18 protein-coding genes are annotated in these 24600 nt (G+C 62.1%); 15 read left to right on the top strand and 3 right to left on the bottom strand.

Features of this window, described 5'->3' with window-relative positions; translation table 11 throughout:
* The first annotated feature begins 8 nt into the window (after nucleotides 1-8).
* The 7 genes from LSG43_RS06790 (at nucleotide 9) to gltX (ending at nucleotide 8924) form a co-directional block, all read left to right on the top strand.
* A complete protein-coding gene (locus tag LSG43_RS06790; protein ID WP_231802319.1) occupies nucleotides 9-527 on the top strand; it encodes a DUF2059 domain-containing protein in 519 nt (172 codons plus the stop codon).
* A 113-nt stretch (nucleotides 528-640) separates the two neighbouring features.
* Nucleotides 641-2020, top strand: a complete 1380-nt coding sequence (gene gor / locus LSG43_RS06795; RefSeq protein ID WP_231802321.1) for a glutathione-disulfide reductase — start codon at nucleotides 641-643, stop codon at nucleotides 2018-2020.
* A gap of 118 nt (nucleotides 2021-2138) precedes the next feature.
* Nucleotides 2139-3515 carry a class II 3-deoxy-7-phosphoheptulonate synthase gene (locus tag LSG43_RS06800; RefSeq protein ID WP_231802323.1) on the top strand — a complete coding sequence of 459 codons (1377 nt, stop codon included), beginning with the start codon at nucleotides 2139-2141 and terminating at the stop codon, nucleotides 3513-3515.
* Between the two features lie 178 nt (nucleotides 3516-3693).
* A complete protein-coding gene (locus LSG43_RS06805; RefSeq protein WP_231802325.1) occupies nucleotides 3694-4629 on the top strand; it encodes a hypothetical protein in 936 nt (311 codons plus the stop codon).
* A 182-nt stretch (nucleotides 4630-4811) separates the two neighbouring features.
* Nucleotides 4812-5801 carry an aldo/keto reductase gene (locus tag LSG43_RS06810; protein ID WP_231802327.1) on the top strand — a complete coding sequence of 330 codons (990 nt, stop codon included), beginning with the start codon at nucleotides 4812-4814 and terminating at the stop codon, nucleotides 5799-5801.
* Between the two features lie 130 nt (nucleotides 5802-5931).
* A complete protein-coding gene (locus LSG43_RS06815) occupies nucleotides 5932-7599 on the top strand; it encodes an NAD+ synthase (protein WP_231802329.1) in 1668 nt (555 codons plus the stop codon).
* Nucleotides 7599-8924, top strand: a complete 1326-nt coding sequence (gene gltX, locus LSG43_RS06820; protein WP_231802331.1) for a glutamate--tRNA ligase — start codon at nucleotides 7599-7601, stop codon at nucleotides 8922-8924. The genes LSG43_RS06815 and gltX overlap by 1 nt, the downstream gene beginning before the upstream one ends.
* Here gltX and LSG43_RS06825 read toward each other — a convergent pair.
* Nucleotides 8869-10008 (bottom strand): DUF2865 domain-containing protein, encoded by a 1140-nt coding sequence (locus LSG43_RS06825; RefSeq protein ID WP_231802333.1) that lies wholly within the window; start codon nucleotides 10006-10008, stop codon nucleotides 8869-8871. The two genes, gltX and LSG43_RS06825, sit on opposite strands and share 56 nt — an antisense overlap.
* 139 nt (nucleotides 10009-10147) lie before the next feature.
* Here LSG43_RS06825 and LSG43_RS06830 point away from each other — a divergent pair, with 139 nt between their 5' ends.
* The 8 genes from LSG43_RS06830 to LSG43_RS06865 all read left to right on the top strand — a co-directional run bounded on the left by LSG43_RS06830 (nucleotide 10148) and on the right by LSG43_RS06865 (nucleotide 20000).
* On the top strand, nucleotides 10148-11155 hold the full coding sequence (locus LSG43_RS06830; protein WP_231802334.1) for a fumarylacetoacetate hydrolase family protein: 1008 nt from the start codon (nucleotides 10148-10150) through the stop codon (nucleotides 11153-11155).
* 402 nt (nucleotides 11156-11557) lie between these two features.
* Nucleotides 11558-12973 carry a cysteine--tRNA ligase gene (gene cysS, locus LSG43_RS06835; protein WP_231802336.1) on the top strand — a complete coding sequence of 472 codons (1416 nt, stop codon included), beginning with the start codon at nucleotides 11558-11560 and terminating at the stop codon, nucleotides 12971-12973.
* A gap of 15 nt (nucleotides 12974-12988) precedes the next feature.
* Nucleotides 12989-13453, top strand: coding sequence for a GFA family protein (locus LSG43_RS06840; protein WP_231802338.1), 465 nt, complete (start codon nucleotides 12989-12991; stop codon nucleotides 13451-13453).
* Nucleotides 13450-13950 (top strand): GFA family protein, encoded by a 501-nt coding sequence (locus tag LSG43_RS06845; protein ID WP_231802340.1) that lies wholly within the window; start codon nucleotides 13450-13452, stop codon nucleotides 13948-13950. Before LSG43_RS06840 ends, LSG43_RS06845 begins: the two co-directional genes overlap by 4 nt.
* A complete protein-coding gene (cimA, locus tag LSG43_RS06850) occupies nucleotides 13947-15542 on the top strand; it encodes a citramalate synthase (RefSeq protein ID WP_231802342.1) in 1596 nt (531 codons plus the stop codon). Before LSG43_RS06845 ends, cimA begins: the two co-directional genes overlap by 4 nt.
* A 231-nt stretch (nucleotides 15543-15773) precedes the next feature.
* On the top strand, nucleotides 15774-17639 hold the full coding sequence (locus LSG43_RS06855) for a LysM peptidoglycan-binding domain-containing protein (RefSeq protein WP_231802344.1): 1866 nt from the start codon (nucleotides 15774-15776) through the stop codon (nucleotides 17637-17639).
* A 63-nt stretch (nucleotides 17640-17702) separates the two neighbouring features.
* Nucleotides 17703-18029 (top strand): ArsR/SmtB family transcription factor, encoded by a 327-nt coding sequence (locus LSG43_RS06860; protein ID WP_231802346.1) that lies wholly within the window; start codon nucleotides 17703-17705, stop codon nucleotides 18027-18029.
* A 78-nt stretch (nucleotides 18030-18107) separates the two neighbouring features.
* Nucleotides 18108-20000: an ABCB family ABC transporter ATP-binding protein/permease gene (locus tag LSG43_RS06865; protein WP_231802348.1), complete on the top strand. Its 1893-nt coding sequence runs from the start codon at nucleotides 18108-18110 to the stop codon at nucleotides 19998-20000.
* A gap of 48 nt (nucleotides 20001-20048) precedes the next feature.
* On the opposite strand, the gene LSG43_RS06870 is transcribed toward LSG43_RS06865, so the two are convergent.
* Nucleotides 20049-23402, bottom strand: a complete 3354-nt coding sequence (locus tag LSG43_RS06870; protein ID WP_231802350.1) for an efflux RND transporter permease subunit — start codon at nucleotides 23400-23402, stop codon at nucleotides 20049-20051.
* Complete coding sequence (locus LSG43_RS06875; RefSeq protein ID WP_231802352.1) at nucleotides 23399-24595, bottom strand: efflux RND transporter periplasmic adaptor subunit; 1197 nt, start codon at nucleotides 24593-24595, stop codon at nucleotides 23399-23401. The genes LSG43_RS06870 and LSG43_RS06875 overlap by 4 nt, the downstream gene beginning before the upstream one ends.
* Between the last annotated feature and the right edge of the window lie 5 nt (nucleotides 24596-24600).

The raw sequence follows: 24600 nt of genomic DNA on the forward strand, positions 1-24600 counted from the left end.
GACGCATCATGACCTTTTTGCCCAATTTGCGCCGTCTGCCGCTCAAGGCCGCACTTGCCGCGGCGCTGGCGCTCGGCGGCGTATCCGCCGCATCCGCGCAGCAGGAGATTTCTCCTGAGCATCTCTCTTTTGCGCGCCAATATGTCGACATGACTGACCAGGCCAACATTTTCGAGAACAGGCTCGTTGCGCTCGGTGTGACGATCATGCGCACGCTTGTCCAGCAGGACCCGTCGCTCACGGAGCCGGTGCAGGAAACCGTCCGTGAGGCCGTGCAGGAGTATCTGGAGCAGAAGGACCCGCTCTACGACCAGTTCGCGCGCATCTACGCCTCGCGCTTCACCATTGAAGAACTGCAGGAAATCATCGCGTTCTACGAGACCGAGACGGGGCAGAAGCTGCTCGACCAGAACCGCGGCATCAACCGCGACCTGCAGGGCGTGATGGAAGTCTGGCAGCGGAATGCTTCGCAAGAACTCATGGCCCGCACCCGCGCGATGCTGCGCGAGGACGGTTACGAGATCTGATCGCTGCTGCTTCGCTGAACGATCGACCCCTCGTCATCGGCGAGGGGTTTTTTTGTGCGCACGCGCGGCCTATATCGGGACGGCTTGAGAACACGCAAAAAAAGGGGCGCCCCATGAGCGATGAATTTGATCTGGTCGTTATCGGTGGGGGTTCAGGCGGTGTGCGGGCGGCGCGCATGTCCGCGCAGTTCGGCGCCAAGGTCGCCATCGTCGAGGAGTACCGGTACGGCGGCACATGCGTGATCCGGGGCTGCGTTCCGAAAAAGCTCTTCGTTTATGCCTCCCGCTTCAACGGGCTCTTCGACATCGCGCCGACCTTTGGCTGGCAGGTGGACGCCAAATTCGACTGGCCGACGCTTCTTGCCAACAAGAACAAGGAAATCGCCAGGCTCGAAAGCATTTATGAAAAGCTGCTCGATACCGCCGGCGTCACTGTTTTTCATGACCGCGCCGTGCTCAAGGGCGCCGATACGGTGGCGCTCCAATCCGGAAAGACACTCAAAGCCAAGCATATCCTCGTCGCGACTGGCGGCGCGCCGTTCAAGCCGCAGATAGAAGGGGCTGAACTCGGTATAACCTCCAACGAGGCGTTTCATCTCGAGACGCTGCCGCGCACGATCCTGATCGAGGGCGGTGGCTATATCGCGGTGGAATTCGCAACGATCTTCGCCGGGCTGGGGGTCGACACGACGCTGGTTTACCGCCGCGACAAGATCCTGCGCGGGTTCGATCACGACCTGCGCGACGGTCTCGAAGACGAAATGCGCTCGCGCGGCATCCGCTTCCGCTACGGCTATCATATTGCCGGGCTGTGCAAGGATGGCGAGGGTGTTTGCGTCAGCTTCTCGCACGGCGAGGAGGCGACCTTCGACAAGGTGATGTTCGCAACCGGGCGGCATCCCAATACGGATGGTATGGGCCTCGAAGAGGCGGGCGTTGAACTCGACCAGAGCGGGGCCATCGTGGTCGACGAATATTCGCGCTCCTCGGTACCCTCGATCTACGCTGTGGGCGACGTAACGGCACGCGCGGCACTGACCCCCGTGGCGATCCGCGAGGGCGCCGCGTTTGCGCAGACGGTATTCAATCACGCGCCGACAGTCGTGCCCTACGATCTCATCCCGACCGCGGTCTTTTCCGAGCCGGAGATCGGGACCGTCGGGCTACCCGAGCACGTAGCTGCAGAGCGCTATCACTCCATCGACGTCTATGTGACCCGGTTCAGGCCGATGCAGAATACGCTTTCGGACCGGACCGAGAAGATGATGCTCAAGCTCATCACCGAGACCGCGAGCGGCAAGGTGATCGGCTGTCATATTTTCGGGCCTGGGGCAGGGGAGATGATCCAGCTCGTTGCCATTCCGATGGGCATGGGGGCGACCAAAGCCGATTTCGATCGGGCGATCGCGGTGCACCCGACAGCGGCAGAAGAACTTGTGACGCTCAAGGCCCCGAGTTATCGTATTATTGACGGCGAGAAAACGGGCGTTTGAGCCCAACCCGTCGCAACCTTAGACCATTGAATACTTGGCATTGGGGGGTGGACTTGCTAGACCGCCCCACCCGCCGGGCTTTTCCGGCGGCACGATAGCGATTGAAGCGAGAGAAACGATGAGCACGTGGACACCTGACAGTTGGAGGACGAAGCCAATCCTGCAGGTCCCGACCTATCCGAGCCAGACTGAGCTTGAGGCGGTCGAGGCCCGGCTCGCTTCGTTTCCCCCGCTGGTTTTTGCAGGCGAGGCACGCGACCTCAAGGCCAACCTGGCCGAGGTCGCAAAGGGAAAAGCCTTCCTTTTGCAGGGCGGCGATTGTGCCGAGAGCTTTGCCGAACATCACGCGGATCATATCCGCGACTTCTTCCGCGTTTTCCTGCAGATGGCGGTGGTCTTGACCCATGGCGGGTCCAAGCCCGTCGTCAAGGTCGGCCGTATCGCGGGGCAGTTCGCCAAGCCGCGCTCGGCCGATACCGAGATCATCGACGGTGTGTCGCTGCCATCCTACAGGGGTGACATCATCAACGGCATCGAGTTCACCGAGGAATCTCGTGTGCCCGACCCCAACCGTCAGCTCGAGGCGTACCGGCAGTCCGCCGCGACGCTCAACCTCCTGCGCGCGTTCTCGGCGGGCGGTTTCGCGAACCTCAATCGTGTGCACGAATGGACGATGGGGTTCGTCAAGGACTCCAATTGGTACCCGCGCTATGAAGAGGTTGCCCGGAAGATCGACGATGCGATTACCTTCCTCGGTGCGCTCGGGCTCAATCCGGAAAATACGCCGGTGCTGCGGGAAACCAAGTTCTTCACCTCGCACGAGGCGCTGCTGCTCGGCTACGAAGAGGCGCTGACCCGCCGGGACTCGATCACCAACGACTGGTACGCGACTTCAGGCCACATGGTCTGGATCGGCGACCGCACGCGCAATCCCGACCACGCGCATGTCGAATACTTCCGCGGCATCAACAATCCGATCGGCCTCAAATGCGGACCGTCGCTTCAGGCGGACGATTTGAAGCGGCTGATGGAAACCCTCAATCCCAAGGATGAGGCAGGCCGGCTGACGCTGATCGCACGGTTCGGTTCGGACAAGATCGCCGAACATCTTCCGCGGCTCATCGAGACGGTGAAGGCCGAGGGCAGGACAGTCGTCTGGTGTTGCGATCCGATGCACGGCAATGTCGTCAAGGCGTCCTCGGGCTACAAGACGCGGCCGTTCGAACGGATCCTGTCGGAGGTCAAGTCGTTCTTCGATATTCACCGTGACATGGGTACAGTCGCCGGCGGCGTGCATGTGGAAATGACCGGGCGGGACGTCACCGAATGCACCGGCGGGGTCTCCGCGGTCACCGAAGCAAGCCTTTCAGACCGCTACCACACGCATTGCGATCCGCGCCTCAATGCCAGCCAGGCGCTGGAACTGGCGTTCCTCATCGCAGAGGAAATGCAGAACCAGCGCATGGGCGGCGACGCTGCCAGGGCAGCGGGCTAGCAGAACGGCCGCGGGGGTGTTCGGCGTTTCCGGATACCCCGCGGCGTCTTTTCCGGACGGTTCTCCCGCGCACAAAACCGCCCAGCGCCGGCTGGGCGTCGCCGTTTAGCAGAACATTAACCCTAACAGGGGCATAACATATGCAAGGTTTTGTCTTGCAGTGCTCTTGGAGGGTGCGATGTCCCGCGTAGTTTTGGGCATGACGGCTGGCACGTTGCTGGCCATTTCCGCCGGTTCGGCTTTTGCGGCCGATTGGGGCGCTGCGCCGTCCGAGCCGGTTCTGCGGCCGGCCTATCCCGCCGATTGGGAGCAACCCGATCCGCTAACGTTTGAAATCGGACTGCGCTATTTCTACGGCATGGGCCGTCAGTCGATGAGTGTCGGGGGGCTCGATCACTCCGTAGAGGATCAGAGCCACTTTGTCGAACTTCACGGGCGGATCGACGATGCGTCCACGGACTCGTTTCTCAAAGGCAATCTCGGCTTCGCGGCGGCGATCGACGGGTCTTATGAAACGCCGGCCACACTCGGCACCTCGGTCGATACCGACTCCGGGACGATCGCCTATGCCGGCGCTGATTTCGGCTACACGCCGTTCGGCAACGAGGCGTTCCGGTTCGGCGGCCTCGTCGGTTATCAATACCTCAACGAATCCGTCGATATGGGCCGGGCGGGGTTCGTCACCGAGGGTGGCGGCGGCGACAGCAGTCCCAATAATCTTGAAATCCACGCACTTCGCCTTGGCGTAACAGCCCAGACCAACATCAACGACATGTTCGATTTCACAATCGACGCCGCGGCGATCCCGTTCGCCCATTTGTCGGGCACCTATGGTGCCATGTCCGTCGGTAGCGTCGGGGGGCAGTCCCAGGGGTCGGCGGTGGGCATCGCCGGCAATTTGTACGGCGGTTCGGTCGAGGCTATGGCCGGCTTCCACCCAACAGAGAATCTTGTCATCCGTGCCGGTGCCCGCGGCTACTACCTCACGGGCCCTGTCGAAACGAGCTTTGAAATGCGCGACGCCGACGGGGAAAACGCGCAGGGCTATGTCGCCGACGGCAACATTGAGCTTTGGCGTTGGGGGCCGGTCATCGAACTCACTGGTACGTTCTGACGTCCCTCAATCGGTATCCAATCGTCCACGCGGCCCGATGGCATTCCATCCGGCCGCGTTTTTCATTTTCGAAATGCCGGTTGCAATCATGCCCGTGGTCTAATCGCACGCGTCCGTCCCATTCTTTTGATGAACGGCATTCGCCGTGACCGTCAAACAAGAGTTCGGGAGGATATTGACCAATGCTACGCAAACTCGGCCGTTCTGACCTGGAAGTGAGTGCCGTCGGCCTGGGCTGCTGGGCCATCGGAGGGCCTTTTTTTCTTGATGGCAAACCCGATGGTTGGGGTGACGTTGACGACAATCAGTCGATCCGGGCTATCGAACTCGCCCTCGACCTCGGCGCGCGGCTGTTCGATACCGCGGATGCCTACGGCACGGGCCACAGTGAAAGTGTGATCGGCAGGGCGCTGGGTAAGCGCCGAGAGGACGTCGTGATCGCAACGAAGTTCGGTTTCACCTATGACCAGGAGACCAAAGCTCTGATCACGACCGATGTGCAGCCTTCCTACATCCGCGAGGCCTGCGCCGCGTCGCTGCGCCGGTTGAACACTGACTACATCGACCTTTACCAGATCCATGTTGGCGAACTGACCGACAGTGAGGCCGACCGCGCGGGTGAGGAACTCGAAAAACTCTGTCGGGAGGGTGCCATCCGCTACTGGGGCTGGAGCACGGACAATGCCCGCGCCGCCGCGCGTATGCTGGACTTCCCCCATTTCACCGCCGTCCAACAGGAGCTGAGCGTTTTCAACGATGGTCCGGACATGCTCGCGCTGTGCGAAGCGGAAAATCTGGCAAGCCTCAACCGTTCGCCTTTGGCGATGGGCATGCTAACGGGCAAGTTCTCGTCTTCGACCGTACTGCCGAGTACCGACGTGCGTGCCGCCGGGCATAGCTGGGTCCGGCATTTCGAGGATGGGCGACCCAAACCGGAGGTTCTTGCGCGGGTCGAGGCCATCCGCGAGCTTCTGCAGACCGGAGGCCGCACCCTCGCCCAGGGCGCTCTTAGCTGGAACCTCGCCCGCTCGGCCAAAACCGTGCCCATTCCGGGTTTCAAAACCGAAGCGCAGGTCCGGGACAATCTCGGTGCGATGGCAAAGGGTCCTTTGCCGCAAAGCGTCATGGCCGAGATCGACAAGGTCCTTGCCTTGGAAACCGAAACCGTCTGAGGCCGGATGACCTCAGCCACGACGCCGGGTTGCCCGCTACGCAGCCCGGCGTTGCTACGTGCGCACCTTGCGCTTGACCGGCACGCGGGATAAGGCTTGCGCCGCTCGCAAGATACGCCGGATACCACCCGTGACCGAAACGCTCCGCATCGCCCTTCCGCAGCTTAACCCGAAAGTCGGCGCGCTCGAGGCCAATCTCGTCAAAGCCAAGGATGCTCTGCGGGAAGCCGAGGCGCAGGGCGCCGACATCGTCATGTTCACCGAGCTGTTTTTGACGGGGTATTTTCCCGAGGACCTGCTGCTCAAGCCGCAATTCGTGACCGAGGCCATCGCGGCCGCAAAAACGCTGGCAGCAGAGACGAAGGGGCTCAACGTGTCGCTGCTGCTGCCGACCGTGTGGCGCGCGGACGGGCATTTATATAATGCCGTTATCCTCGCCGAGGACGGCGCCATCATCGACTGGCGCTACAAGGTTGAGCTGCCCAATGACGATGTCTTTTACGAAAAACGCTATTTCACCGCCGGGAGCTTGCCTGAGCCCATGACGATCAGGGGCCATTCGGTTGGCGTACCGATCTGCGAGGATGTCTGGCACGCGCCGGTCTCACAGGCGCTGGCCGAAAAGGGCGCCGAAATTCTCCTGTGCCCCAATGGGTCGCCCTATTGGCTCAACAAGCAGCGGATCCGGCTCGAACTCGTGCGCGCCCGGGTAAGGGAGACCGGGCTGCCCACGCTCTACTCCAACCAGGTCGGCGGGCAGGACGAACTCGTCTTCGACGGTGCCAGCTTTGGGATCAATGCCGACGGCTCTCTCGCCTTCCAGGGCAAAAGCTTTGTCGAAGATATGGTCGTATCCGATTGGGAAAAGGGCGAAAGCGGCTGGCGCTGCGTCAGGGGTTCGGTGACGAGGCTCGTTCCGGTCAACGAAGCGCCCTGGCACGCGGCCATGCTTGGGCTTCGCGACTATGTACACAAGAACGGCTTTGAAAAGGTCGTGCTCGGGCTCTCGGGCGGCATCGATTCCGCCGTCACTGCGGCCATCGCGGTCGATGCTTTGGGCGCGGAAAACGTCCACTGCGTCATGCTGCCTTACCGTTACACGAGCGAAGAGAGCCTGCGCGATGCCAAGGCCTGCGCCGAAACCCTCGGGGTACGTTACGACATTGTGCCGATCGGCGATCCGGTCGACGCCGTCAACGCCAATCTCGCCCCGATGTTCGAGGGCCTCGCGCCGGACATAACAGAGGAGAACCTGCAGTCGCGCATGCGCGGCACGATCCTCATGGCGATCTCCAACAAGCTCGGCGCGCTTCTGATCACGACGGGCAACAAGTCCGAAATGGCGGTGGGGTATGCCACCATCTATGGCGACATGAACGGCGCCTACAATCCCATCAAGGACATGCTCAAGATGCAGGTTTACGGGCTTGCCGAATGGCGCAACGGGTACCATCCGAGCGACGTTCTGGGGCCGTCCGGGATCGTCATACCGCCTGCGATCATCGGCAAGGCTCCGAGCGCCGAACTGCGCCCGGACCAGAAGGACCAGGATAGCCTGCCGCCTTATCCTGTCCTTGACGGGATCATCGAGGGGCTCGTGGAAGAAGAACTCTCCGTCGCCCAGATCGTCGACAGGGGGTACGAACCCGACCTTGTCAGGAAAATCGAGCGGATGATCTATATCGCTGAATTCAAACGGCGCCAGTCGGCCCCGGGGCCCAAGCTGAGCGAAAAGGCATTCGGCATCGGGCGCAAATATCCGATCACATCGGGGTATCGCGACAGGAGCCTGTGCTGATGGTCGTCGTCCGCTACGCCCCCTCGCCGACAGGGCAGCTCCATTTGGGAAATGCGCGCCCCGCGATCCTCAACTGGCTCTTCGCCAGGCGCGAGGGAGGAGCCTTCGTTCTGCGGCTCGATGACACCGACACGGCGCGCTCGACCGAAGAGTTCGCGCTCGGTATCGAAGCCGATCTCGCGTGGCTCGGCATCGTGCCAGACCGCAAGGCACGGCAGTCCGATCGTTTTGCGTTCTACGACGCGGCACGTGACCGGCTGATCGCGGAAGGCCGGCTTTATCCCTGCTACGAGACCCCGGACGAGCTGGATCGCAAGCGCAAGCGTGCCCGCGCGCTGGGCCGGCCGCCGATCTACGACCGCGCCGCGCTCGAGCTCACCGAGGAGGACAAGGCTCGCCTCGAGGCCGAGGGACGCAAGCCGCATTGGCGCTTCAAGCTCGACGGGCGTCCGGTTCATTTCGAGGATTTGATCAAGGGCCCGCAGACGGTAAACACGGCCTCCATGTCCGACCCTGTGTTGATCCGCGAGGACGGTAGCTATCTTTACACGCTGCCCTCGGTGGTCGACGACATCGACATGGGAATTACCCATGTTATCCGCGGGGAAGACCACGTTTCCAACACTGGAACGCAGATCGAGATTTTCGAGGCGCTGAATGGCGCCGTACCTGTTTTCGCGCACCACAACCTTTTGACCGACGCCGAAGGGCAGGGGTTTTCGAAGCGGCTCGGTTCGCTTTCGCTCGCGCAGCTGCGCGAAGAGGGGTATGAAGCGCTCGCGGTCGCCATTGCCGCGTCGGTGACCGGAACGAGCCTTCCCGTCGAACCCTACGATAGCCTGGAGGCGATCGCCGAAAAGCTGGATTTCACGATGATATCGCACGGATCGGCGCGGTTCGACCCGGGCGAGCTTGCGGGCCTCAACGCCCGTATCCTGCACCAGACCGCGTTCGAAACGGTCAAGGACCGGCTTGCGGGCTATGGCGTGACCGATCCCGCGATTTGGTACGCACTGCGCGAGAATATCGCGAAATTGCCGGAAATCGCTGAGCTCAACCGCATCTTTGCACCCGATCTTGAACCGATTATTGCCGATGAGGATCGCGAATTTATTGCTCGTGCGCGGGATCTGCTGCCCGCCGAGCCCTGGGATGAGACGGTCTGGGGCACCTGGACGAACGCACTCAAGGCGGAAACAGGCCGCAAGGGCAAGCAGCTCTTCATGCCGCTGCGTCTGGCGCTGACCGGGCGGGCCGACGGCCCGGAGCTCAAGACGATCCTGCCGCTCCTGGGACGTAAGGTGTCACTGGCCCGACTATCCTGACGGGCTTGCCGTCGAAGGTGACGATGTTGAGGTCGGCCGCCGTGGTGCCGCTTTGCGCCGTGACGGCCTCGGGAAGCGTGCCGTCATTGTTTGGACGCGGGCGGGGCAGAGGAACGAAGTTGGCTTCGGCGACAACCGCCTCCGTGCGTTCGCGCGGATCGCGCAACGGCAACGGGAAGCGCTCGTCGCCGAACGCGATCATCGGGCGCGTCCCGCCGTCCCCCTCGGTCAGCGTGATCGCGCCCGTCGGCTCTTCAGGCCGGCAGGAGGCATCCAGGTCGACGTTCTGGCGGAAGGCGAAGGCATAGGGCATCGACGTGTAGCGGGCCCCGGACAACGAGATCATATCCTCGGGCTCTTCTCCGGGATTGCGGTAGGAAAAGAGCAGGACCGACTGCTCCGGGCACGACTCGTGGCACTTTATCGCGTCCTGGGTGATATACGCGTCAACCGTCGAAAAGCTGATCGGCCAGTAGAAGCCGTCCGAGGTCCGCACGCACACCGTGCGGCGGGTCGCCATGTTCGACCACGGGTTCTGGTTCTCGATATAGTCGTACCCACCCTGCTGCGGATCGCCGAACATCTGGTCGAGCAGCGAGCGTCGTTGCGGCTGGGCGGGGTTGCCGCGGGTCGCGAACGAGACGCCGGACTGGTCCGAGCCGCAGCTGAAGCGCGCATAATCCTGCAGGAGCGATTCGCGGCCCTGGGCAAGGCTTTGCCCTTCGCGCACGAGATTGGTCAGCTCCTGAACATCGGAGCGTCCGCCGGTTATCGCCTGCGCGAGGCTGCGGCACTGGGATGTCATGCCGAGCCCGGCATTGTAGGCTTCCTGGCATCCGCCGCGCACCCACTGGCTCTCGGCCTCGCGCACGCGGGCCTGGGCGTTCTGCAACTGCGCGGCCGCGGTGTTGAGATCGGTGTAGGCTGCGTTGCGCTCGATACCCTGCAGCATTGAGGTGATCTGCGTGCAGTTCCGGTTCTGCGCGAGCGCTGCCGCGCTCGTCCCGGCGGCGATTGCCGCGCCCATGAGTCCAACGGCGGTAAACCGCGCCGTCTTGGCAAAGAACCTACGCCATACCATCATTTAAACTGTGTTTCCGACCGCCATCCGGAACCCCTTGCCGATACGCCTGATTGTCATAGGGCGCGCGCAAGGCTTTAACTGTATGTAGCTATGCGTCATCTTAACAGCAAACACCAACACCTTTCGGTAAAATTCCTTTATGAAGCTTGCCAGCCTCCGCAATGGCCGCCCGGATGGGCACCTCGTCATCGTTTCCCGCGACCTGACCCGATTCGCTTCTGCCGGGCGCATCGCCTCGAACCTGCAGGATGCGCTCGACGACTGGTCCCGGGCGGCGCCGATCTTGCAGGCGGTGAGCGACCAGCTCAACAACGGCGAGATTGCCGGCATGCCCTTCGAGCCCCGCGAGGCTCTGGCACCTTTGCCGCGCGCCTATCAGTGGATCGATGGGTCCGGCTTTATGGTGCATCTCGATCGGGTGCGCAGCCTCAAGGGATCGAAAGACGCCGAACTGCAGGATGAGCGGCCGCTGCTCTACCAGGGCGGTTCGGACAGCATGGCCGCTCCAACTGATCCGATCCTCGTACCCTCCGATGACCTCGCGGTGGATTTCGAGGCCGAGGTGGTGGTCGTCACCGCGCCGGTGCACATGCGGGCAAGCCGTGAGGATGCGCAACAGGCGATCCGGCTCGTCGGCATCTGTAACGACGTATCACTGCGGCGCCTTGTGGCTGGCGATCTTCAGGAAGGGTTCGGCTTTTTTCATTCCAAACCGGCAACGAGCTTCGCGCCCATATTTGTAACGCCCGACGAGCTTGGCGACGCCTGGCGCGACAACCGACTGCACATGAAGGTGCGCGCGCATGTCAACGACAGCCTCTATGGCCAGCCCAATGCGGGCAAGGACGTGCGCTTCGATTTCGCCGATCTGATTGTCGAGGCGACACGCACGCGCGCGCTCGGCAACGGGACGATCATCGGCTCGGGTACGGTCGCCAACGCACACGAGGATATTCTGCCCTTAAAGCGTGACGGCATCGGCTTCGGCTGCATCGCCGAGGCGCGCATCGTCGAGAAGATTAAGATCGGCAAGGCCCGGACGCCCTTCCTGAAGTCCGGCGATCGGGTACACATCGAAGCCGTCGACGCCGAGGGGCGGTCGGTCTTCGGTGCCATTGACCAGAAGGTTACGCTACTGGGCTCGTAAGCGCTTCTTTTCGATCAGAACCGCCAGCCCGTCGAGAAGCCGAGCGGGCTATGAGAGAGCAGTTACAAACCCCGCACACATTTCCGTGATCGCGTTCCCGAACGCGCCCCAGCCGTGCGAGAGTGCTTTCCGACGGCAGGACATGTGGGGTGGCCTTGCCGCCGGCAATGACTCCAAAGTCATCTGACACGCTTTCAGGGGTGGTTTGGGCCACCCCTTTTTCGCGCTTGATTTCGCATGGGTTCGCGTCCATTGTGCGCGCCATGAAAACCGTCAATCCGATCTGCATTATCGGCTGCATTATTATCCGCTAACCTCAGGTGGCGGCGCGGTTTTCCTGTTCCCTTTCAAGACGGCCGGATCCCGCTGCCAGCGAGGTCATTGTCGAACAAGGGAATTTTCATGCCGTCTTTAGAACCCGCGCTCACGCTTTACAACACGCTCACCCGGACCAAAGAGGCGTTCGCGCCAATCGATCCGGCGCATGTGCGCATGTATGTGTGCGGACCGACGGTCTATGACTACGCCCATATCGGCAACGCCCGCCCGGTGATCGTGTTTGACGTGCTGTTCCGGCTCCTGCGGCACATCTACGGGGCAGAGCACGTTACCTATGTGCGCAACATCACCGACGTCGACGACAAGATCAACGCCCGCGCCGCGCGCGATTATCCCGATCTGCCGCTCAACGACGCGATCCGGAAGGTGACCGAAACGACGGCCAATCAGTTCCACAAGGATGTCGCCGCGCTCGGCTGCCTGGAGCCGACCGTTGAACCGCGTGCGACCGAGCATATCGGTGACATGATCGCCATCACGGAAAAGCTTGTCGCGGGCGGCCACGCCTATGAGGCGAGCGGGGAGGTGCTGTTCAGCGTCGCCTCGATGCCCGAATATGGCGCGCTGTCCGGCCGCAATCTCGAGGACAATATCGCGGGCGCCCGCGTCGCCGTCGAGGATCACAAACGCAACCCTGCGGATTTCGTGCTTTGGAAACAGTCGAGTGCGGAGGAGCCGGGCTGGGACAGCCCGTGGGGCCGGGGACGCCCCGGCTGGCACCTCGAATGCTCGGCCATGAGCGAACGCCATCTGGGCGCGACCTTCGATATCCACGGCGGCGGGCTGGATCTCATCTTCCCGCATCACGAGAACGAGATCGCCCAGTCGCGCTGTGCGCACGGCACCAAAGTGATGGCCAACTACTGGATGCACAACGGCTATCTCCAGGTTGAGGGCAGAAAGATGAGCAAGTCTGAGGGTAATTTTGTTACCATCCATGACCTGCTGGAAACCGATGCCTTCGGCGGCCGGAAGTGGCCGGGCGAAGTGCTGCGGCTGGCGATGCTGATGACGCACTATCGCGAGCCGATCGATTTCTCGGTCTCGCGGCTGGAGGAAGCCGAGCGCAAGCTCGCCGACTGGCAGCGGATCGCATCCAACGCGCAGCTCGCCGGCGCGGGTGCGCCCGACGCGAGCGTCGTCGAGGTGCTCTCGGACGACCTCAACTTTTCCCGCGCCGCGGTTGCGCTCGATGCCATCGCGCGCAAAGCCAATCGCGGCGAAGCCGGCGCCGCCGACTGCCTCGCCAATTCGATCGCCTTCCTGGGCCTGCCGCTCGATAGCCTCTTGAAGGTCGAGGCCGATGTCGCGGGCGATGTGGAAACCCTGGTGTACGAACGCCTTGCGGCTTTGGCCGCGCGCGAGTTCGATAGGGCCGATAAAATCCGCGCAGATCTCCTTGAGCAGGGTGTTCAGCTCATGGACTACAAGGATCCGGATACGGGTGAAAAGCGGACCAAGTGGGAGGTGAGACGATGAGTCTGGAGGAAATCAATGCCTGAAACTCTGACCGGAGGCTGTCAGTGTGGCGCCGTTCGCTTTGAGACCAAACTCGTCGGGCGCGCGTCGATCTGTCATTGCCGGATGTGCCAGAAGGCGTTCGGAAGTTTTTTCGGGCCGCTGGTGTCGGCCCATGATGGACACTGGACGCGCGGCGAGCCGAAATGGTTCCAGAGCTCCAACGTGGCCCGGCGTGCATTTTGCGGCGAATGCGGAACACCGCTTGCATACGAGACGAAATACGGGCTCGAACTCGCCATTGGCGCGTTCGACGATCCGGCCAAGGTGGCGCCTGCCATACAGGTCAACCTGAACGACAAGCTGCCGTTTTTCGATACGTTGACCAGTCTGCCGATCAAGGACGACCCGAGCGACGAATGGCTCGACTTCATGGCGGGTGTGCATTCCCATCAGCACCCCGATCACGACACCGCCGAATGGACGGTAAAGGGGGCATGATGGACGAAACCTGTTCGGGCGGCTGTCAGTGCGGTGCCGTGCGCTATCGGTTCAGCCAACGCCCGCGTGGCGCGCATGTCTGTCACTGCCGCATGTGCCAGAAGGCGTTTGGCGCGTTCTATGCACCGCTCGTGGGCGGTCCGCCGGACACGTTCGACGTGACGCGCGGTGAAATTGCTGTCTTCCGGTCTTCCGACCAGGCCGAGCGTGGCTTCTGCCGCGATTGCGGAACGCCCCTCACATTCGGCTATGCGGGCGGAGGTGGCGGCTGGATTTGCGTGTCCATCGGTTCTCTCGACCATCCCGAAGCCTTTCCGCCCAAGGATCAGCATGGGGTTGAGAGCCGGCTGGCCTGGGTCAATGGCATCGGTACGCTGCCGGACGTGCCTGCAACCGAGGTAAAAGATCCCGAAACCGCGGCCTTCATCGCCTCGACCAATCATCAGCACCCCGATCACGACACCGACGTATGGCCGCACCCCAGACAGAGCACATGACTAAAGAACGCCTCTACCTTTTCGACACCACACTGCGCGATGGCGCTCAGACCGCCGGGGTTGAATTCTCGCTCGAGGACAAGCTCGCTATTGCCAACCTGCTCGACGGCCTGGGGATCGACTATGTCGAGGGGGGATATCCGGGCGCTAACGTGGTCGATACCGCTTTTTTTGAAAAAAAGCGCACCAAGAACGCCCAGTTCGTTGCCTTTGGGATGACCAAGCGGTCAGGGCGCTCGGTCGCCAACGATCCCGGACTGCAGGACCTCGTCAACGCGCAAGCGGACGCCGTATGTTTTGTCTCCAAGGCCTGGGATCATCAGGTCGAACTCGCGCTGGGAATCTCCACCAAGGAGAATCTCAAATCGCTCGCCGAAAGCGTCAGGGCGGCCGTCGACAAGGGCAAGGAAGCCTTTGTCGATTGCGAGCATTTCTTCGACGGCTACAAGGCCAACCGGACCTATGCGCTTGACTGCGTAAGGACCGCGCTCGATGCCGGCGCGCGCTGGGTGGTGCTGTGCGATACCAACGGCGGCACGCTGCCCGCTGAAGTGCGTGCTATTGTTGCCGATGTGTTGAGGGTCGCGCCCGGCGAAAAACTCGGCATCCACGCCCATGACGATACCGGGCAGGCGGTGGCAAATTCGCTTGCGGCGGTCGAGGCAGGCGTGCGGCAGATCCAGGGGACTCTCAACGGCCTCGGGGAGCGGTGCGGCAACGCCAATCTGGTGACGCTTATCCCGACGCTGCTCTTGAAATCCGGCTATGCAGATCGCTTCGAGACCCGCGTCACGCGTGAGGCGTTGCGTACGATTACGCACGTCTCGCGCGCCTTTGACGAGATTTTGAACCGCGCGCCAAGCCGGCAGGCGCCCTATGTGGGCGGATCGGCGTTCGCCACCAAGGCAGGCATCCATGCCTCGGCCATCGCCAAGGATCCCGCGACATACGAGCACGTCGACCCCGAAAGCGTCGGCAATGAGCGCGCGGTGATGGTCAGCCAGCAGGCGGGCAAGTCGAACCTCGTTGCGAGCCTCAGGCGCTTCGGGATCGAACTGGCCAAGGAAGACGCGCGGCTCGACAAATTGCTGCGCGAAGTCAAGCAGCGAGAAGCGCGCGGGTATTCCTATGACGGCGCAGAAGCGAGCTTCATCCTGCTTGCGCGAAAGCTTCTGGGCACGCTGCCAGTCTATTTTGAGGTAACGAGCTACCGGGCCTCGGTCGAGCGCCGTTACAACGCACGTGGCGAGCTCGTGACCATGTCCGAGGCGGTGGTGAAGATCGATGTCGACGGGGAAACCTTCATGTCGGTCGCCGAAGGGAACGGCCCGGTCAACGCGCTCGATACGGCCATGCGCAAGGATCTAGGCAAATATTCGCAGCAAATCGATGATCTCGAACTCGTTGATTTTAAAGTAAGAATCCTCGACGGCGGCACGGGCGCGGTCACCCGTGTGCTGATCGAAAGCCGCGACGGGAGCGGCGAACGGTGGTTCACCGTGGGTGTTTCCCCCAACATTATCGATGCGTCCTTCGAGGCTCTCTACGAATCTTTCACCTATAAGTTGCTCAAGGCCGGGCAATCCTTGTAGTTTCAGGGAAATAAAACCCGTTGAATCGCTTGCGCGCGATTCTGTGTTGAAGCTCTGCGGGCCTGTGCGGCGGCCCGGAATATTCTGACCAAGGAGGCTACACTGGCCGGTTCATTTTCTCCTGCTGTTCTCGCCATCGGCGCTGCCGTTGTAACCGGGGCGATCGTCGTCGGGGTCATTGCCGCACCGGGAACGATTACGTGTGTCGAGCGCGGCGATTTCGGTCAGTGTATGAGCGAAACATTTTTTGGAGCGGAACCGGAAATGGTCGCGGGCGTCGGCACGCCGGCGGAAGAACCCGATGCCGACCCGGAGACTGCAACGCCCGATACGGCGACGGAGGATGAGCCGACGGCGCAGAGTGCCGAACCCGATCTGGCAACGCCCGCCACCGCGCCGAGTTTCGACATCGTGCGCGTCGAGCCCGACGGGTCGGCAGTCCTGGCCGGTGCTGCAACGCCCTATGGCGATATCCAGATTTTCGCCAATGACGAACTAATCGGCGAGGAGACGGCTGATCCGTCCGGCGACTGGGCCTTCGTTACCAACCAGCCACTACCCACCGGTGGTGTCGAGCTGCGCGTTTTCGATCTGACCTCGGAAGAATTCGCCGAAACCTCGGTCGTCGTGGTGGTTCAGGACGACCGCACGAGCGAACCTTTGGTGGTCGCTTCGACGCCGGGCGAAGCGAGCGATATCCTGCAGGGGCTGGCCGCGCCCGATACGTCCGTCGCCGAGGCGGAAGCGGACGAACGTGTGGAAGAGGAGGCGACGCCCGAAGCGGTTGGGGAAACGGAGCCACCGGTTGCCGCGAGCGAAACAACGCAAGCTGAGGCCGGAGAAACGGCTCCTGCCGAAATGACGCTTGCCGAGGCCGACCAGCCTGCCGGGGAAACGGCGAATGCGGAATCGGCGGAAGCCCAGCGCGCTGTCGAAACAGTGCCGGAACCCGCCGCCGCCACACCGGAACCCGAGCCGTCTGAAGAAACTGGCGTGACGGCAGCGGAAACGCCCGTCGCGGAACAGTCGGCGGAAGATGAGGCACCTGCGGAAGCGAAAGGCGTCGAGACGCCGGACGCGCCTGCCGAGCCCCAAACCGTTGCCGACATTCCACAGAACGAAATACAGCCACAGGCCTCGGAAAGCCAAGCGGCGGCAGAGCCGGACGCCCCCGAAAGTGGAACCGTGGCGGAAGAGCCTGCCGGAGCGCCGGCTTCTGTTGGCGTAGCGAGCGAAACGGCTGCAGTGGACGAAACACCCGAGCCTGAAGAGGCAGCGGAAACGGCGGTCGCGACCGCCGATCCTGTGCAGGCGCCCGCAGTGCCGGATGAACCCGCCATTACCATTGTTCCCCCGACGATCGATGCCGTCGAAATCGACGGTGACCGCAACTTCTTCGCGGGGAGCGGCACCGACGGCTTTGCTGTGCGGCTCTATGTCGACAACCAGTCCGTCGGCACGACCACGGTGGCGGATGGGCGCTGGCTGGTCGAGGCGATCAACGTCCTGACCGAGCAGGATCACCGCATCCGCGCCGACATGCTCAACCCGGATGGATCGGTCGCGGGCCGCGCCGAAGTGAACTTCGTCGTCGATCTGCCGAAAGCCGAGGAGCCGCAGCCCGTGCAGGAAACCACTGTAGTCGCCGAGGCGCCTGAGCCCCCTACGGAGCCTCAGGAGCAGGCAATTGTGCCCGAGGACCCGGCGGTGGACCCGGCCGCCCAAGCGCCTGCACCCGAGCCGTCCGCGGCAGCAGAGCCCCGTGTCGGAGAACCTGTGGCCGAAGACGCGCCACAGGTTGTCGCAAGCGCCGACGCCGAGCAGCCAGAGTCTCCGGAGACACCCGCCGAACAGAGCGTACCGACGCTGGTTGGCGTGAGCGAGGGCGACAGGATCGTTTCGGGCCAGGCCATCATCCGCCGCGGCGACAATTTGTGGACCATTGCGCGCCGCGTTTATGGCGAGGGCATCCGCTATACACAGATCTACGAGGCCAACACCGACCAGATCCGCGATCCCGACCTCATTTATCCCGGACAGGTCTTCACCTTGCCTGGGACGGATATGCAGATCGGCGGCGAGGCAGAGCCAGAGTAAGGTAGGGCGCTTGCGTTCCGCCCAGCCATCTTTTATCGTAATTTGACGATGGAAGAGGAAGGTATGCAACAGGACGACCTCGCAGCGATCATGCGTGCGCTGGGCCACCCGGTCCGGCTCGAAATTCTGCGCATTCTGGCCCGCAAGGCGCAGAACTGCTGCTGCAATGACATTACCGATTGCCTGCCGCTGGCCCAAAGCACCGTGTCCCAGCATTTGAAGGTTCTGCTCGACGCCGGAATCATCGAGCGCCGGGCAAAGGGTACGCGCAACAATTATTGCGTGCGCACCGACCGGCTCGCCGCTTTCAGCGTGGCGACCCGGGACTATGTCGGAGATCTGGGCACGGCCGCAGGCTCCTGCGCCGACGTCCTCGACGCCGTTTCCTGACGCCATCGGGCCGGGATCAATCCCGGACAGACACAACTCGTTACGTGCGCCTCACCGCGTGCGAGCTCAAGAGGCCCTATGGCTGATCAAAAGACTGCTTCGGTGAGCGCCGATCAAGGCGCCACTTTCGCCACCATCCGCAATCTCTGGGCTTATATGTGGCCCGACAACCGCCCGGACCTCCGGCTCCGCGTCATCTTGGCAATCGCGGCGCTGGTTCTTGCCAAGGGCGCGTCGACCGTAGTGCCCTTCGCCTATAAAGGCATCGTCGATACGCTTGACGGGGCTGGGCAGGACCCTGCCATGCTGTGGGGGGTGGCGGTGCCGATCCTGTTCGTCATCGCCTATGGCATGGGCCAGATGGTGGATTCTGGCTTCCAGCAATTGCGCGACATTCTGTTCTCGTCCGTCGGCCAGCACGCGGTGCGCCAGCTCGCCTACAAGACCTTCGAACACATCCACAAGCTTTCGCTGCGCTTCCATCTGGCGCGGCGCACCGGTGGGCTTTCGCGCGTCATCGAGCGCGGAATCAAGGGAATCGAGACCATCGTGCGCTTCACGATGCTCAATACCGCCCCCACGCTCATCGAGTTCGTCATCGTTGGCATCGTCTTCGGCGTGATGTTCGGGATCGCCTATGTGCTCGTTCTGGCCGCTACGGTCGTGCTCTATGTCGTCTTCACCGTCCGCGCCAGCAATTGGCGCATCGCCATCCGCCGCGACATGAACGAGAGCGATACCGACGCCAATTCCAAGGCGATCGACAGCCTTCTGAATTTCGAGACCGTCAAGTATTTCGGCAACGAGGCCATGGAAGCGCGGCGCTACGATGCGGCAATGGCGAATTATGAACGCTCGGCCACACGAATCTGGACCTCGCTGGGGTTTCTCAATTTCGGACAGGGCGTAATCTTCTGGGCGGGCATGATCGTCATTTCGATCATGGCCGCATCCGGCGTGATGGCAGGCGATCTGACCGTAGGCGATTTCGTGCTCATCAACGCATTCATGATGCAGATCTATCGCCCGCTTAACTTTATCGGCTTCATCTATCGCGAAATCCGTCAGGGCCTCGCCGATATCGAAGCCATGTTCTTGCTGCTCGATCAGAATCCGGAAATCGAAGACAAACCCGGCGCGCCCCAACTGGCGATCTCTGGTCCCGAGCTGCGCTTTGAGGACGTCAGGTTCCACTACGATCCGGACCGCTCGATCCTCAAGGGCGTAAGCTTTACCGTTCCGCCTGGGCGAACCATCGCTGTCGTCGGTCCCTCGGGCGCTGGAAAGTCGACAATCTCGCGGCTGATCTACCGCTTCTACGATGCGGTCGAAGGCCGGGTGACGATCGACGGGCAGGACGTCCGCGATGTAACCCAAGCCTCGCTGCGCGCTGCGATCGGCATGGTGCCGCAGGACACCGTGCTCTTTAACGACACCATTGCCTACAACATCCGGTACGGACGGCCCGACGCGACCGATGACGAGGTGCACGAGGCGGCTCGGATGGCGCAGATATCGGAATTCATCGAAACGCTCCCCCGTGGCTACGAAACACAGGTCGGCGAGCGCGGGCTCAAGCTCTCTGGCGGCGAAAAACAGCGTGTCGCCATCGCGCGCACCATCTTGAAAGCCCCGCCGATCCTCATCCTCGACGAGGCGACCTCGGCGCTCGATACACATACCGAACGCGAAATTCAGTCCGCACTCGACACGGTTTCGAAAGGCCGTACGACGCTGGTCATCGCCCACAGACTTTCGACCGTCGTCAATGCGGACGAGATCATCGTCTTGCGCGAAGGGCGCGTCGCCGAACGGGGCACGCATGGGGAGCTTCTGGCCATTGACGGGCTCTACGCCCAGATGTGGAACCGCCAGCGCGAAGCCGCCGAAGCGACCGAGCGGCTGCGAGCCGCCCAGGAGGACCCCGACGGGTTCCTATCGCGCGAACCCGCCGGCGCACCGGCCGAATAAAAAAGGGCCCGCGCGATGCGGGCCCGACTTTTCGCCTTGGAGGAAGAGTTATTCGGCGGCTTGCCGGGAAACCACGGTTACCCCGTTCTTTTCGGTTTCCACAAGGCCCGTCCGATCGGGCTCGTTGGCATTGGCGTTCGCCATGGTCTCGGGAACCGCACCGGCGGGTGCGGCGACCTGACCTGCAGGCTGCGCCTTGGGCTTGCGGCCGAAGAGGCCCATTAGAGAGACCCCGAGCGCGCCGACGAACCGGGCGGCGGCCATGATCTGCTGTTTCCACAGATACGGTGCGACCAGCATGACCGGCACCACGATCAGCGTCAGGAGCGTCGAGAAGGTCAAGCCCGATATGACCGCCGTCGTCAAATAAGACCACCATCCGCCCGAGAGCCCGTTCACTTCGAGGATGCGGTTGAAGAAGTCGAAATTGACGCCCAGCGCCATCGGAACGAGGCCCGCAACCGTCGTTACGGTCGTGAGCATGATGGGGCGCAGCCGCTGTGCGCCCGTCATCAGCGTGGCCACGACGGGATCGACATTCTCGTCGCGGAAGCGGTTGAAGGTATCGATCAGGATGATCGAGTTGTTCACCACGATACCCGCCAATGAAACGATGCCGATACCGGTCATGATCGCCGAAAAGGGCTGCCCCGTCACCATCATGCCCAGAACCACGCCGGCGGTGGACATGATGACCGTCGAGAGCGTCAGCAGCACCTGATAGAAGCTGTTGAACTGCGTGAGCAGGATCAGGAACATCAGGAAGATGACCGCCAAGCCGGCCTGTGACAGGAACTGGTTGGTCTCCTGGGTCTGTTCGTCGGCGCCGCCGAAGTCGAACGTGATCGAGGAGGGCCAATCCTGCTCGGCCATCCAGGCCTGCAACTCGGCCACCTTCGTTGCTGTCATGACCTCCGCGCCGGTTTCCGCGTCGACACCATCGACATTGGCAAGAACGTTCATCACATAGGCTTCGTCCTCGCGATTGATGTTGGCCACCTTGGGCGCGGCCTCGCGATGGATGAAGTTCGATACCGGAACCAGTCCGCTCGGGGTTACGATCCGCATCGTATCGAGGGCTTCGAACGTGCGCTCGTCCTGGGGCAGGCGCACGACGATGTCGAGAGAATCGTCAGCGTCGTCCGGCCGGTACGACCCGATGGTCAGCCCGGACGTGACGAGCTGGACATAAGGGCTCAGTTCGCGCACGCCGATACCGAAGCGGGCCGCCATGTCGCGGTCGATGGTGACCTTCCAGTCGATGCCGGGCAGGGGACGCGTGTCTTCCACGTCGATCGTGTTTCCCAGATCGTTCTCGATATAGTCGCGAACGCGTGCGACCGCGGGCCCGAGGTCCTCGTAGACCGTCGACTTGATTGTAAGGTTGATGTCCTTGCCGGCCGGAGGGCCACCTTCGGCCTCGACCAACTGGATGCCCACGCCGGCAATATTGGCGGTGCGTTCACGGATGTCGGCGAAAATGGCGCTCGCCTTGCGCCGGTCCTTCCAGGGCGCGAGTTCAAGCTGGAGATTGCCGATCGTGTCCGAAGGCACCGACGCCACCGCCCCGGTCGATCCGAAATTCATGATCATCTCGCTGATGCCCTCGACAGGCAGCACAGCCTGTTCGACCTCGACCATGATGTCGCGGATCTGTTCGGGCGAATAGTTGCCGCGCCCCGTCACCGCCACGGTGGCGTATTCCGGTTCGACTTCAGGGAAAGCGACCATGCCCGTCGGATTGGACGCATAGGCGAAGAAAATGCCGCCGATACCGCCGAAAACGAGGACAAGCACAAGGATGGGGTGCCTCACGAAGAACGCAAGCGTCCGGACATAAACGCCGGCGGGTCCGGGCACATTCTTGGGATCGAACGTCGCCGCAGCCGCACCCGAGAGTGCATCGGCACGCTCTTTTTCTGCTTGCGAAATTTTCTTTCTGGCGACGATGCCGCCGACCACGGGAATGAACACCATGGCCGTTATGAACGACGCGACAAGCGTCACAATCACCGTCAATGGCAGATAGCTCATGAACTTGCCGATGATGCCCGGCCACAGCAGCAGAGGCAGAAAAGCGGCAATCGTCGTCCCCATGGAGGAGAGAATCGGCACGAACATAAGCCGGGCGGCGCGGATGAAAGCCTCCTTGCGCGGCAAGCCCTCGGAGATCTTGCGCTCGGAATACTCGACCATCACCACGGCGCTGTCGACCAGCATGCCGACGGTGAGGATGAGTCCGAACATCACCATCATAGAGATATTGATCCCCATGAACTGCAGGATCAGGAACGCCGTCATAAACGAGATCGGGATCGAGAGCCCGATCAGCAAGGCTGGCCGCAGCCCGAGCATCGCGACCGCAGCGATAATGACCAAAACCACCGCCGTGATAACCGAACCCTGAAGCGAGGTCAGCATATCCTCGGCCGAAACCGCCTGGTCGAGCATGAAGCTCACATTGATCGCGCTCGGCCAGTCGGCAGTCGTCTCGGCAACGACGCGCCGCACGCTCTGAGAGTTATCGATGATGTTGGTGCCCGTGCGCTTGCTGACGCCCAGGATCAGCGCCGGATCGCCATTGGCGCGGGTGTATTCAGTTGCGTCCTTGAAGGTGCGCTTGATGGTCGCGACGTCGGAGAACGTAACGACTGTGTCGTTCACCGTCTTGAGAGGTAGCGAATAGACCTGCTGGGCGTTTTCGATAAGGCCGGGCACTTCGAGGTTGAACTGGCCTTGGCCTGTGTTGAGCGCTCCTGCCGGAACCACCATGTTGTTCCGTGCCAGCGCGTCCAACACCTCATTGGTGGTAAGGCCGTAGGACTCGAGTTTGAGCAGGTCGACATCGATCTCCAGCACTTCCTCGCGCGTGCCCGAAAGCTCCACTTCGCGCACCGTGGAGATACCTTCGATCGCGTCCTGAAGCTCTTCGGCATAGGTGGTCAGCGTGCGTTCGGGCACATTGCCGGAGACGGCCACCGTGATGATCGGGAAGCCGGAGACATCGACCTCATGTACGGTCGGGTCGTCGGCATCGCTCGGCAGTTGCGACCTGGCGAGGTCGACGCGCTGCCGCGTGTCCTCCATCGCCTTATCCTTGTCGGCATTGATATTGAACTCAAGGAAGATCGAGGCGTGGCCGGTCGTCGAGGTGGAGCTGATATGTTCGAGGTTCTCGAGATCGCGCAACTCCTGTTCGAGCGGACGTGCCAGAAGCGTCTCGGCATCCGATGGTGACACACCGGACTGGGATACCGAGACGTACAGATATGGCACGTCGATGTTCGGCATGTTCTCCTTGGGCAGGTTGATATAGGCCGAAACACCCGCCACCAGCAGGACGAACATGGCCGTCAGGACCGTCTTGGGCCGCCGCAGTACGGCTTCGAGAAAATTCATCATGACAGAGCGCCCTCTTCACGGCTGACCGTCACCTGCTGCCCGGCCTGCACAAATTCCTGTCCCAAAGTAATAATGTCGACCGTCTCGGGAAGCCCGGTTACCCACATGCCCTCGCGGGTATCGCGGGCCACCTCGATCGGAAAAAACTCTACAGTGTCTTCATCCACCACGGCGCGCACGCCAAGCGTACCGGCGGTATCCAGCGTGAGGACCGATTGGGGCACCAGATGTGCCATGATCGTCCCGGTCTGGATCAGCGCGTCCGCGGTTACGCCATCCCGGATCGTCCCGTCCGCGTTAGGCAATTCGATCTCCACGGTAAACGTGCGCGATGCGGCGTCGGCGGTTGCGGCGATGAAACGGACCGCGCCGACAACCTCTTGCCCGGTAACCGTCGTCACCTGCGCCTGGTCGCCTTCGTTGAGCGCGCCGATCCGTGCCTCGGGCACCTGGCCGACGAAGACCATCGGGTCGAGCTGAACGACGGTCGCGCATTCGCTGCCTGCCGAAAGATAGGCGCCCAGCTCGCTCATTGGCTCCTGCACCACGCCGGAAACCGTCGCGGTGATCTCGGTGCGCTCCAATTCGGCCAATGCTTGTTCATACGCTGCTTGAGCGGAGGCAAGAGCAACCTCGTATTGGCGAGCCGTATTGGGCGCGGCTACCCCGCGTTCGCGAAGCGCCGTGTTGTTTTCGAGATCAGCCTGAGCCTGAGCGAGCTGGGCTTCGGCCTGCGCCAGGGAGGCCTGGCGCGTGCCTTGGTCGAGTGTGCACAGAAGATCGCCAGCGGCGACCGTCTGGCCTTTTGTCACGTGCATTTCCTGGACATTGCCGCTTGTTTCGGCGCGGACGGCAACAGTAGCATTCGCCTCGGTGCGACCACGCAACTGAATGATCTGCGGCATGTCCTGTGCGGTATAGGTTGAAACACGAACCGATTGGAGGTCGTCTTCGATCTCGGCCTGGGCAACGGCCGTGACCGGCGCCTCGGCGTCCTCATCGATGGGTTGGAGAATGCCGATAGCCTCAAGCATCGGACGCAGCGGGCCGTCCTCGCCCTCGATCGCATCGATTAGCGGCTGTTCGCCGTTGCCTGCCCCCTGGCCGCCCTCAATAAGCGTACCTGAGATCATCCAGGCAGCAATGCCCAGAACGATCAGAAGAGCCAGGCCGTAAGATCTTAAAAAACGCATGGACG

Origin of the sequence: Pelagibacterium xiamenense, assembly GCF_021166475.1 — a bacterium.
Classification (GTDB): Bacteria; Pseudomonadota; Alphaproteobacteria; order Rhizobiales; family Devosiaceae; genus Pelagibacterium; species Pelagibacterium xiamenense.